General features: G+C 58.0%; 8 protein-coding genes. 4 read left to right on the plus strand and 4 right to left on the minus strand.

Annotated elements, in window-relative coordinates; translation table 11 throughout:
• The first annotated feature begins 15 nt into the window (after positions 1-15).
• Entirely contained in the window at positions 16-129 is a 114-nt protein-coding gene (locus WBP50_RS01790) for a DUF1615 family protein (RefSeq protein WP_423931434.1), read from the plus strand.
• Between the two features lie 312 nt (positions 130-441).
• On the opposite strand, the gene bchH is transcribed toward WBP50_RS01790, so the two are convergent.
• The 4 genes from bchH to lpdA form a co-directional block, all read right to left on the minus strand.
• Positions 442-4,272, minus strand: coding sequence for a magnesium chelatase subunit H (gene bchH / locus WBP50_RS01795; protein ID WP_423931352.1), 3,831 nt, complete (start codon positions 4,270-4,272; stop codon positions 442-444).
• A gap of 136 nt (positions 4,273-4,408) precedes the next feature.
• Positions 4,409-6,271: a magnesium chelatase ATPase subunit D gene (gene bchD, locus WBP50_RS01800; protein WP_423931353.1), complete on the minus strand. Its 1,863-nt coding sequence runs from the start codon at positions 6,269-6,271 to the stop codon at positions 4,409-4,411.
• Positions 6,271-7,431: a magnesium chelatase ATPase subunit I gene (bchI, locus tag WBP50_RS01805; RefSeq protein ID WP_423931354.1), complete on the minus strand. Its 1,161-nt coding sequence runs from the start codon at positions 7,429-7,431 to the stop codon at positions 6,271-6,273. The genes bchD and bchI overlap by 1 nt, the downstream gene beginning before the upstream one ends.
• 194 nt (positions 7,432-7,625) lie before the next feature.
• On the minus strand, positions 7,626-9,032 hold the full coding sequence (gene lpdA / locus WBP50_RS01810; RefSeq protein ID WP_423931355.1) for a dihydrolipoyl dehydrogenase: 1,407 nt from the start codon (positions 9,030-9,032) through the stop codon (positions 7,626-7,628).
• A gap of 72 nt (positions 9,033-9,104) precedes the next feature.
• Here lpdA and WBP50_RS01815 point away from each other — a divergent pair, with 72 nt between their 5' ends.
• From WBP50_RS01815 to WBP50_RS01825, 3 genes are all read left to right on the plus strand, one after another.
• Complete coding sequence (locus WBP50_RS01815; protein ID WP_423931356.1) at positions 9,105-10,157, plus strand: RluA family pseudouridine synthase; 1,053 nt, start codon at positions 9,105-9,107, stop codon at positions 10,155-10,157.
• 281 nt (positions 10,158-10,438) lie between these two features.
• Complete coding sequence (locus WBP50_RS01820) at positions 10,439-11,362, plus strand: hypothetical protein (protein ID WP_423931357.1); 924 nt, start codon at positions 10,439-10,441, stop codon at positions 11,360-11,362.
• A gap of 72 nt (positions 11,363-11,434) precedes the next feature.
• A complete protein-coding gene (locus tag WBP50_RS01825) occupies positions 11,435-11,947 on the plus strand; it encodes a hypothetical protein (protein ID WP_423931358.1) in 513 nt (170 codons plus the stop codon).
• Positions 11,948-12,132 lie beyond the last annotated feature (185 nt).

Genomic DNA, 12,132 nt, shown 5'->3' on the forward strand with positions numbered 1-12,132 from the left:
GCCATCCATGCAGGAATGCCTGAAATCCCCCTGAAAAGCGACAAGTTTTCGGGCAGGAACCTTTCCACGAAGTGGTTCGCAGACAAGGTGAAATCGCGCTTCGAGCGCTGCATGCGCACGAAGTTGTGAAAAGGAGATAAGGGGCTGAGAGGGCAAAAAAAAGCAGGGCGGCCCTGCGCTGCAAAGACAGACACAGAGATCTGCCCTTGCAGGAAACAGGTTCACTCGTAAATGCCGGTGTCGCTAAAACAAGCTCCGTTGAGGAGCGCGAGTGTAAAAAGACATTACATCAGCATGGACGGCTCGTTCCGTTGTCGTGAGCGGTTCGACAGCAAGGCGGATGGAGCGCAGAAACCGGAGCGTACACGAAGTACGTGAGGATTTCGAGCACCACCCAACGCAGCTGACGGATCGCGCAACAAACGGAACGTGCCATACACCTCATTCGTCGTCGGTCATCCCTTCGAGCCTGTCCTCCAGATCGGCGTAGATCTCCTGCAGCTCGTCGATCATGCTCTCGTCGGCCTTCCACATTCCCCTGCCATGCGCCTCGAGCATGCGACCAACGATGTTCTTGATGGCCTGCGGATTGAGCGTGGCAAGCCGTTCGCGCATCTCGGGATCGAGTGCGTAGGTCTCTGCGGTTTTCTTGTACACCCAGTCATCGACGCTCTTGGTCACGGCATCCCATCCGAGCATGTAGGTCACCCTGTTGCTGATTTCGCCGGCGCCGCTGTGGCCATGCTTGAGCATGCCCTCGAACCATTTCGGGTTGAGCAGCTTGGAGCGGTACTCGACACGCAGCGACTTTTCGGCGTCGTCCACCTTGATGTCCGAGGTGAAGGACTCGACATAGTTCAGCTTCACGTCGCTTGTGCGGGTGTTGCGGCGTCTTGCGGCAAGCTGCAGCGAGCCCGAGGATGAGAAGTAGTGGTCGATATCGGAAATGCCGAACTCCGTGGAATCGACCTGATGCACCACCCGATCGACCGATCCGAGCAGGTTTTTGAGAATTTCGGTCTCCTTCTCCCCTTTGCGGCCGCCTCCGTAAGCGCTGCTGTTGCGGCGGATGAAGAGGTCGTCGAGGTCGCTTTCCGACTCCCAGGCGGAATCTTCGATCATATCATCGACATAGGTGCCGTAAGCTCCGGGCGACTGGGTGAACTGCCTGGCGGTAGCGCTGTCGAACTCCACGCCGGTAGCGAGGGCCTCGTCGACATGTTTTTTCACATAGTTCATTTCGATGGACTCGTCGGCTTTCGCGGCTTCCTTGACGAGGCGGTCGAGCTGGTCCATGAGAATGCCGAACGCATCGCGGAAGATCGGACTGAGCTGCATGAGCACGTCGATTCGCGGCCTTCCGAGCCTTTCAAGCGGCACCAGAGAGTAGTGGCTGATCTTGCCTGAACCGTCGTAGGAGGGCTCGCCGCCGAGCAGCCTGATGACAACAGCTACAGCCTCGCCTTTGGTTTTGATGGTATCGAGGCCCCAGAGCACCTGCGCGATGGTTTCAGGATAGTTGCCGTCGTTCTCTTCGAGATGCTTTTTGACGATGCTGTCGGCGATGAGCGTACCGCGCTTGAATGCCAGCTCCGAAGGAATTCTCCACGGATCGATGGAGTGGATGTTGCGGCCCGAAGGGAGCACGTTGATGCCGTCACGCACCAGATCGCCGCCGGGACCTGAAGGGATATAACGTCCCCGAAGCACCTTCATGAGCGACTCCATCTCTCCGGTGTTGTCGCGAAGCGCATGGAGAAGCTGGGAACCCTCGGTGGTGAGGCGTTCGACAAGGGGCGCATACTCGGCAGCAAGCTGGGCTCCGCCGGTTATCGAAGCGAACGACGACGAAACGCTTTTACGGTCGAACAGCACCTGCTGCACGAAATCACGGCAGGCCTGCTCAACCCACTCGCGCAGGCGAATCGCCTCTTCATCGCCCTTTCTGGATCGGCTGGTAAGCTCCTCGTAGCTCCGGTAGTGGCCGTTCCTGCCTGAAGAGGTCATGAGGATATAGGGCAGGGTTTTTCCGTCATCTCCCCGGTTCTTGAGGGTTTCGGTAATGGTGATGATCTGCGATTCCAGCGGGCTGGCCTCGCCGAATACGTGCAGGGAGTTGGAAATCAGCCGGTTCTCCAGCTCCGAAATGTAGATATAGAGCCGGCTGACGTAGTCGCCGAACCCTTCCCCTTCGCGACGGGGACAGTCGTCGGTAAGGTTGAGCAGTTCGGCTTTCTCCATGATCGCCTCCTCCATGCCGGTTCTGTCGTCGTTGCCGTCGGACGAGATGGCCAGATTGCGTTCACGGAAATCCGTAAGCAGGTCCTTGAGAGCGGGAAGCTCCTTGTAGAGGCCTGCACGCGCGAGCGGAGGCACCACATGAGAAACCATGGTGGCCAGTCCCCTTCGTTTTGCAATCGAGGACTCGCTGGGGTTGTTGACCGGATAGATGTAGATATGCGGCACCTCGCCGAGCAGCGCATCGGGCCAGCAGTCACCGGTCAGGCCGGACTGCAGGCCGGGCATCCATTCGACCGATCCGTGCATGCCCACATGCACCAGGGCGTGCGCCTGAAACTCGCGGCTGATCCAGCGGTAAAATGCGATATACTGGTGGTGCGGTGTGTTGGCCTTGTCGAAAAGCAGGCGCATGGGGTCTCCCTGCACGCCGATCCGCGGCTGCACGCCGATAAAGATGTTGCCGAATCTTATGCCGCCGACAAACACCTCCTCGGTGCCGATCGGCACGATTTCGCCGGGAAAACCCTGCCAGCGCTCCTCGATGCGTTCCCGTTCGCGGGCCGAGGTCAGCTCCTTGAACTTCTCGTAATTGACCTTCACGGCGTCGGGGCGCTGCTGCTGTATCTGGTAGTCGGTCGCACGGTCGAGCGCATGGAACAGCTCGTCGGCACTTTCGGGAAGCTGCCCGACGTTGTACCCTTCCTTTTTCAGGCGCTGCAGAATGACGAAAAGCGTTCTCGGCACATCGAGCAGGGCTGCCGTGGCTTTCTTGCCGAGTCCCGGAGGATAGTCGTACACGACAAAAGCGAGTTTCTTGTCGCGGTTGGAAGCCTCCCGCAGACGGAGCCACTGCCTGACGAGCAGGGCAAGCCGCTCGAGGCGTTCCTGAACGGTCTCGATCTTGCCGTCCCTGAGCGCTCCCAGAATGACCGGGCATATCGCTCCGTCCATTTCGGGAATGGAGTAGGTAAAGGTAATCTGCATGGGGGAGACGCCGTAATCCTGCCATGACTCGAAATCCTGGGTCAGCAGCGGCTGCGCCACCATATAGGGCGCATCGAGCTTCGCCATGATCTCCTGACGGGCCTCGGACGCGGTGCCGGGCTTGGTCGAACCTGCCGGACCGCCGACAAGACCGAATCCCATCATGTTCAGAAGCAGGTCCAGATTCTCCCTGAGCAGCCAGTCCCTGACCAGCACGTGTCCCTCGACGCCCATCACGAAAGCGGGAAAAACATGGATTCCCTGTTTTTCGAGCACACGGATCGTGTTGTCGATATAGGTTTTTTCCTGAATGAGGTGCTTGCGGAAAAAGAGAACGCCTATTTTCTGGCCTTTATCGAAGTTGATGCCGCGCTTTTTCGACCAGCTCTTGAAGCTTTTGACATCCTTGAAGTAGGCCGGAGCGTCGGGGTGGTAGAGCCCCATGTTCGGCACGTCCACTATGGCGCCTACCGTCACCGGCTCGTTGTAATACTCCCGGAGAATCAGCCGGAACATGTTGGCGATATTTTCCGGTGTGGGCTGCATCCAGTAGGAATAGACCGTCAGCCAGTTCTTGAAGTCCTTCGCCTTGCTGGGCACGAGCGGCAGAATGGTGCGCATGATCTTCATGAGCTTCATGTAGCCGTAGAGGGCATCCTCGTCGCGCCCCTTGACCAGCATCTTGGCCACCTTTTTCACCATGTCCGGCATGCCGGCTTTCCCGTCGCCGACGGCATAATTGCCGACCTTGGTAAGCGACATGGCTTCGGGCATGGACTCGAAAACAAAAACCGTTTTGTCAGGCTTGCCCTGTTCGAGCTGCAGCTTGAACCAGTCGACCTGTTCCTTGAACTGGATCATGCTCATGAAGACGCAGTCGGCGTCCTGAATGGCCTCGGCCGCTTCAGGGGTCTGCTTTTCAAGATCGACATCACTCAGTTGGGTAAGTTCGGCTTCGTTCTGGAGAAGCCCCTTGATTTTTTTCCAGAGACCGGCATTGTACTGCTCAAGCCCTACAATAGCGGCGATTTTGCGGCGAGTTGACATGATGTAACTGATAGGTGAGCATTAGACGAAATCATCTGCTTTTTCCGGAGAAACTTGTGCATCTAATGTGATTTGAAGGCAAACCATTCCTTTCTGCCTCCTGTATACACAAGATACACAGGAGGCGGAAGAAAAACTAAAAACTGAGTGCGGCTTCGACAATCTGTTCCGCCTTGGCATTGGGGAGGTAGAAGTAACGGCCTCCGAGTTTCTGGGCGAGTTTGGGAGCCTCGCCCCTCGAAAGGTAGTTCATCTGGGTATCCACCACAATTGCCGCGATTCCGTCGGCGCATATGGAACCGGAAAGCGCTTCGATCTCTTTTTCAAGTTCCTCCTTGGAGGGTTTCGGAGCTTCGGGATCGAACGCCGACTGCAGACCGATATTGCCGCGTCCGTCGGTAATGAGTACGAACATGATCTGCGAAATGCCTTTGGTGCGAGCCTGCTTGGCGGTTTCCCAGCCAAGGTAGAGCGCGGAGGCGAGAGGAGTTCCTCCACCCGTAGGCAGCACATCCAGCTCGCGTTTGGCGCGGTCTACGCTCTGCGATGGAGGCAGGAGCACCTGTGCCTGTTTGCCCCGGAACGAGATCAGCGAAACCTGGTCGCGATGCACGTAGGCATTCTGCAGCAGGCTCGCCACGGCGCCCTTGGCCTGCCGCATGCGGTTCAGCGCCATGGAGCCGGAGGCGTCTACCATGAAGATGAAAAGCGTGCCCGATTTGTCGCGGAACCGCTTGATCTTGACGTCGTCCTTGCTGATGATGAGCGCGGTTTTCGGCCTGCCTGCCATTTTCTTGTCGCGCTTCCGGGTCTCCTGCCACGGTGCGGCGGAAATGAGCGTCGGAATAAGGGCAACCTTTCCGCTGCGCATTTCGCCGGGCTGAGCCCGCACGAAACGACCGCGCCGGTTGTTGAGCGCTTCACCCCGGCTGCCGGACTTGCTCTTTTTCTTGGAAGCGAGCGAGATATTGAGAATGTTGTCGGGCAGCTCGGTTTCTACGGCGTCCATCATGAGCTCCTCGATCATGTCGGGAGTATCCTTCTGCTCCTCGTCGGATTCCGCATCCGAATCGGGAGTGTCGGCCGGCGCCTCCTCGTCCTCTGCTTCGGGCTCCTCCTGCGGCGGAGGTTCCTCCTGCGGCGGCATGTCGTCGGCATCGGGCTCCCTTTCAGGCATGCGCGTGGCGCGGGGAATCAGCACGATCTTGATGGCGAGCTTCATGTCCTCCTCCTCGACATCGGTGCGCTGGGCGAGCGCCGCGCTTGCAAGAGCCGCACGGACGGTGAAGATGTCGGACCGGTTTCCCTCGACCCCGAGGCTGAGTGCGGTCTGGATGAGCGCCTTTACCTGATCGCCGGTTATGGAGACGTGCGGAAGCTGCTCCCTTGCGGCCTGGATAAGGCCCTTGAGCATGTTCAGCTCATCCTGCGTATCCTCCGCATCCCGTTTGCCGAGCACGGTATTGACGATTTTCTTGCGCGCCCGGAAATCGTTCTGGGCGGTAAAGGGAACGATGATGCCGATCCGGTCGAGCAGCCCCATGCGCACCTCTCCGTCGCTGGGATCGTAGGTGCCGACCAGCATGAAGTTGGCCGGATGCACCTCGCTGAGGCCCTCGCGTTCGACGAGCACTTCGCCCCGCGACATGGCGTCCATGATGTGCGACACGGCTGAACTGTCGAGCAGGCTGAGCGAATCAACATAGAGGACGCCGCCATGGGCTTTGGAAAGCACCCCGTGCTGGACGACGCGGACGCCCGATGCAAGGGTGGCTTCGAGATCGACACCGCCGATCAGGCGGTCTTCGGTTACATTCAGAGGAAGCTCGACAAATGGAGTTCCTTCAGGAAGGATGCCCGAAAATGCACGGGCAAGCGTTGACTTTCCGGAACCGACCGCCGAGGGAATAACCACCCCTCCGAGTGAAGGATCGACGGCCAGCAGCATGAGCGCCTGCTTGGCCAGATCCATTCCAACTATATCGGTAAAAGCTATCATTATACTGCTTCTGCTTCTCCAAGGACTTTTGCGAGTTCACGTTCGATTTTTTCACCGGCGTCGAGAGTTTCAAGCGGGTCCTTGCGCAGGCGGTGCCGGAGACAGAGTCCTGCAATTTCCCTGACATGCTTCATGGTCACCTCCTTGTCGCCGAGGAAAGCTGCATGGGCGTGGGCGGTGCGGGTAATGGTAAGCTCGCCGCGGTGGCCGTCGATGCCGAGATTCATGCAGAGCCTGGCGATATCGGTCAGCACGCTGTCGTTCATGCTCACCTGGGGAAGCAGTTCCTTGGCCTGCTGGATCTTTTTCTGAAGCTTCAGCTGTTCGCGGTTGTATTTCTTCATGAAAGCGTCCGGATCCTCGTCGTAATCGCGGCGGCGCTTGACGATATCGACACGTTTGGCGACGTCGAGAATGGTGATGATGCGGGCATGCAGACCGAAACGGTCAAGCAGCTGGGGACGAAGCTCGCCCTCTTCGGGGTTGCCGGAACCGACAAGCACGAAACGGGCCGGGTGGCGGATGCTGATACCTTCGCGCTCGACGACGTTCTTGCCGCTGGCGGCAACGTCGAGCAGCACGTCGACCAGGTGGTCGTCAAGCAGGTTGACCTCGTCGATGTAGAGGAAGCCGCGGTTCGCCTGGGCAAGCAGTCCGGGCTCGAAAGCCTTGACGCCGCTGGTGAGGGCCTGTTCGATATCGATGGTTCCGCAGACGCGGTCCTCGGTGGCTCCGAGCGGAAGATCGACGACGGGTACCGGAATTTTTTCGATTTTGATGGATGCCGGATCGATTGCCTTGCGGCCCTTCCTGGCGTCCTCGCCTTCAAGGTACTGCTCGGGAGTGCGGTTGTAGATATCGTCCTTGACCCTGTCGATAAAGGGAAGCACTTCGGCAAGAGCCCTGACGGTGGTACTTTTTCCGGTACCCCTGTGTCCCATGACCAGCACGCCACCAATCCTCGGATCGATAATATTGAGAATCAGACTGAGTTTCATTTCCTCCTGACCGACAATGGCCGTAAACGGAAATGCCAGGCCTGACTTCTTTTTGCCAGCTGGCTTTGTCGCTTTCTTCGGTTCCTGGGTTGCCGGCGCATCCGAACCTGCTTTTGCCTTGGCTGCGGCACTCTTTTTTGCAGCTGTTTCAGTCTGAGTCATAATTGATCTTTTGGTTGTTACTCCGCCTGCTGAAGGGTGAACTTATTCAGAGGAAAAGGCTTACTGTTTTTTTTTAAAACTCAAATAATAAACTCTGAATTTATGCTTTTAAGGAGACAATCGAAAATAGTTCTCGCACTTCGGAAAGGTTTTTGTCGTTCCCTGGCAATTCCCGCGTAAACGGCCCCGAAGGCCTATTGCCCGAGCGCATGTTCGGCAGCCTCCCTGATGGTTTCCGAGAGCGTGGGATGGGCGTGAACGGCATACGCCATATCTTCGGCCGTCGCTTCAAGATGGCGGGCCAGAGCGATTTCGCCGACAAGCTCCACCGCACCGTGGCCGAGAATGTGCGCACCGAGAAGACGATGATTCCCCGCATCGAATACCAGCTTCACCAACCCTTCGAGATGACCGTAGGCGTTGGCTTTGCCCGAGGCGGCAAACATCGAGCGTCCGGTGATGACCCTGTAGCCTGCGGCTGCAGCCTGCGCTTCGGTAAGTCCTACGCTGGCGACTGCCGGCTCGGCATAGACGCATCTCGGAATTTTCGTCTCGTCGAGACCGGGAAGCGGTTTTCCCGCAATGGAGGCAACGGCGATTGCCGCTTCGGCAGATGCCTTGTGGGCAAGCAGCATGCCTCCCCGGACGTCGCCGATGGCATAAATATGGGGAACCCTCGTCCGGCATTGGGCATCGGTGAGGATAAAGCCTCCGGAAATTTCCACGCCCGCCTCCTCGAGTCCCAGCCCTTCGGCATTGCCCGCCACCCCTACGGCAACCAGGAGGCAGTCGGCCTTGACCGGCCGGGGCTCTTCGCCCTCCCTCGTGATGACGCCCTGAACTCCCTCATCACCGCAGACAACCTCCTGAAGCCTTGCCCCGGTGAGTATTTCGATGCCCGCCTTTTCGAACGAACGGGAGAGAGCTTCCGAAATTTCGGTCTCCTCGAGCGGAAGGATACGGGGCATCATTTCAACGATGGTGACCTTCGTGCCGGCTTTTGCGTAAAACCAGGCCATTTCAACCCCTATGGCTCCTCCGCCCAGCACCAGCATCGAACGGGGCGCCTCCTTCAGGGCGAGCGCTTCCCTGCTGGTGATGATGCGCCGTCCGTCGGGCATCAGGCCCGGCAGCTCCCTGGAACGTCCGCCGGTGGCGATGATGATATGCCGGGCGGAAAACGCGGAAGCGGAAGCGTGCTGGCGATTGACCGATATTCCGTGCTCTCCGGAGAGGCGGGCTTCGCCCTGCCGGTACTCGACACCGGCTTTCCTGAGCATGAACTCGATGCCTTTGGAGAGCTTCAGCACCACATTGCGGCTGCGCTTGACGGCCTGCGCCAGATCGAATGAAGCATGTTCAACATGCACGCCGTACACCCCGGCTTTGGGAAGTTCATCGAACAGATCCGCGCTGCGCAGCAGGGCCTTGGTGGGAATGCAGCCCCAGTTCACGCAGACGCCGCCCGGAGCGGCCTTTTCGACAAGAACCACCTTCATGCCGCTGCGGGCGGCCCTGAGGGCGGCCTCGTATCCGCCGGGGCCCGAACCGATAACGGCAACATCGACATCGTAAAGCCCGCTTTCCCTTTGTTCCTGCATATGAAAGAAATCTGCTGGTTTTATTATACCTTATCCGGAACAGAACCCCCGGAGGCCGTCAAGTTTCACAAAATGCAAAATCACTCCATAAAAAACGAATCGTTCCAGCCGGAAGAGGAGAAGGCCGAGCCTAAAAAACTTGCGCTCCAGGTCAGCAAGGTGCAGATACCCATGAGGATCGACAAGTACCTTACCCAGCAGGTTGAAAACGCCACGCGGAACAAGGTGCAGGAGGCTATCGAGGAGGGGCGTGTGCTGGTAAACGGCCGACCGGTCAAATCGAACTACCGCATCAAGTCGTGCGACGCCATCCAGATAACCTTTCTCCGTCCGCCAGCTCCGGAACTTGCCCCTGAAGACATTCCGGTCAGCATCGTTTACGAGGACTGCGATCTTATGGTCGTCAACAAGGAGCCGGGCATGGTGGTGCACCCCGCATTCGGCAACTGGACCGGCACTCTGGCCAACGCCATCCTGCACCACATAGGAAAGGACGCCGGAACGCTCGATCCCTCTGAACTCAGGCCGGGCATCGTCCACAGGCTCGACAAGGACACCTCCGGCCTCATCATTATCGCCAAAAATCCGACGGCCCTGCACCGGCTTGCCCGGCAGTTCGCGCAGCGGCAGGTGGAAAAGAGTTACAAGGCCATTGTCTGGGGAGTGCCCGATCCCGTGTCGGGCACCATCCTGACCAACATCGGAAGATCGAAAAAAAACCGGAAGGTGATGGCCAACTACCCCTACGAAGGGGCTGACGGCAAACATGCCGTTACCGACTACCTTGTCGGGGAGAACCTGCTCTGGTTCTCGGCCGTCTCGCTCACCCTGCATACCGGCCGCACCCACCAGATCCGGGCGCACATGCAGCATATCGGTCATCCGATCCTCGGGGATGAAACTTACGGAGGACGGGTTTTGAGAACACTCGCCTTCAGCCGGAGCGAAAGCTTCGTAAAAAATCTGCTCGAAATCATGCCCCGGCAGGCGCTGCATGCCGAAAAACTGCGTTTCAGCCAGCCCACGACCCATGAAACGCTCTCCTTCAGCGCTCCCCTGCCCATCGACATGCTCCGTACGCTCGACAGGATCAGAACCGTGCTTGCAAGCCAGCTCCACAGCTGACCTCCAATCGCCCGTATTTATCCTTATTCACCCACACCCCTGCTCCCGACCCAATTTCCCTCTTACCGCATACCGCTCACCGCCCACAATCTTTCACCGCCTCCCCGTTCCCGACTCCTTTTCCCGCTCACTGCTCACCGCATACCGCCCACAATCTTTTACTGCCTCCCCGCTCCCGAATTTTTTTCCGCAGGAATCCGGAGGAATTGGACGTCTGAACTGGTAGAAACGATGCAGAACGGAGTCTGAACAACTGATAAAAGCAAATCAGGAGCAAACGAATGAAAAAACAGATATGGGTGGCCGCCGGAATCGCAGGAATGCTGCTCGGCAATACTCCATCCGACGCCCGTGCCGATATCAACGTCAATATCGGAGTCAACAGCCGGCCCCCGATAGCCATCGATGTCTGGCCTGAATTCATCTATGTACCGGATCTCGGATTTTCGGTAGCCGAGGGAAATCAGTGGGATATCGTAAGGTACGACAACTACTACTACGTCTATCGCGACAACTACTGGTACCGGGCTTCCCATCAGCGTGGCCCCTGGGTTATCGTCGAGCGCGACCGGCTGCCCGACAGGGTCCGCAGACACAGCTGGGTGGATATCCGCCGGTTCCGCGACAACGAATACCGGCGTCATCGCGATAGCGGGTGGCGAGAGAGCGCGGAACGGTATGATTTCATCTACATTCCGGCCCTCGGATTCTCCGTCGCTGTGGGAAGCCCCTGGGATATCGTGATGTACGACAACTACTACTACGTCTACCGCAACAACTCCTGGTACCGCTCATCCCATAAACGCGGTCCCTGGATGATCGTGCAGCACGACAGGATACCCGGAAAAATCCGCAGACACAACTGGGTGGATATCCGGCGGTATCGCGATGTCGAATACCGCAAACACGAGAGAAGCCGCCAGTTCAACCAGGGACCCCGCATCGATGACCGGAGGGACAATCGCGATGAACGCCGCTTCGACGACGACCGGAGAAGCGAAGGTGAGCGTCGTCCAGCCAATTACGTCCAGGTTATCGAAAAACGGCGCTCCGACGACAAAGCCGGCAATGGCCGCAACAAAAAAGAGGAGAAACAGGATAGTCGCAGCGACAAACGCAGCCGTGACGACAACGGGCCCGACAGGAACGACCGGAACCGGGACGGCAACAGCTACGACGAATGGCGGGATGGCTACAGAAAATGAACGGAGCAAGCGATCACAATCACGCGGCTCATGTATCTAAAACGCTCAATGTGTAACAAAAGAACTATCACCATGAAAAAACAGATCTGGATAACGGCGGGAATTGCAGGAATGCTGCTTGGCGCAGTGCCTCAGGCTAACGCGGAGGCGGATGTCATCGTACAGGTAAGGACCGCCGACCGGCCGGCATTTGTCATCAACTCCTGGCCGGAGTTCATCTACGTGCCGAAACTCGGTTTTTCGGTATCGACCGGCAACGCCTATGACATTATCCGTTACGGAAACTACTACTACGTCTACAGGCAGGGCTACTGGTACCGGTCATCATCACACCGGGGTCAGTGGGCAGTGGTACGCGAAAACCGGCTGCCCGGCCAACTCAGAAAATACCGCTGGGCCGAGATCAGAAAGCACCGCGACACCGAGTACCGCAAAAAGCACGGGAACCGCTGGGTAAAAAAGGAGATCCGGTCTCCAGAGGACAAAAGGATGGAGAACCGTGACGACCAGCGGTTCGAGGAGAAGCGGAATGACCGGAATGACCGGAATGACAACGGCAACCGGGGCGGAGACGACAGAAGATAGGGAATGATGAATACCCGCCATTACGGCGGGATGTCGCACCGGGTCTGCCGGTCCGGCATCCCGCCGTTCTCTTGTTCGCCACTTTCCGGGGAACCCCCCCGTGAATTGGTCAAAAACGCTGTTTTCGATACCGGAGATCGTATATTCAGGCTTGCAGGGCCGCAAAAACCGGCGTCCTCAAGCAC

The organism is Chlorobium sp., assembly GCF_049593655.1.
Classification (GTDB): Bacteria; Bacteroidota; Chlorobiia; order Chlorobiales; family Chlorobiaceae; genus Chlorobium.

What these genes read in the sequence shown, in the direction of transcription:
- WBP50_RS01790 (WP_423931434.1), top strand. Translation starts at nt 16, where the DNA reads ATGCCTGAAATCCCCCTGAAAAGCGACAAGTTTTCGGGCAGGAACCTT.
- bchH (WP_423931352.1), bottom strand. Translation starts at nt 4,272, where the DNA reads ATGTCAACTCGCCGCAAAATCGCCGCTATTGTAGGGCTTGAGCAGTAC.
- bchD (WP_423931353.1), bottom strand. Translation starts at nt 6,271, where the DNA reads ATGATAGCTTTTACCGATATAGTTGGAATGGATCTGGCCAAGCAGGCG.
- bchI (WP_423931354.1), bottom strand. Translation starts at nt 7,431, where the DNA reads ATGACTCAGACTGAAACAGCTGCAAAAAAGAGTGCCGCAGCCAAGGCA.
- lpdA (WP_423931355.1), bottom strand. Translation starts at nt 9,032, where the DNA reads ATGCAGGAACAAAGGGAAAGCGGGCTTTACGATGTCGATGTTGCCGTT.
- WBP50_RS01815 (WP_423931356.1), top strand. Translation starts at nt 9,105, where the DNA reads ATGCAAAATCACTCCATAAAAAACGAATCGTTCCAGCCGGAAGAGGAG.
- WBP50_RS01820 (WP_423931357.1), top strand. Translation starts at nt 10,439, where the DNA reads ATGAAAAAACAGATATGGGTGGCCGCCGGAATCGCAGGAATGCTGCTC.
- WBP50_RS01825 (WP_423931358.1), top strand. Translation starts at nt 11,435, where the DNA reads ATGAAAAAACAGATCTGGATAACGGCGGGAATTGCAGGAATGCTGCTT.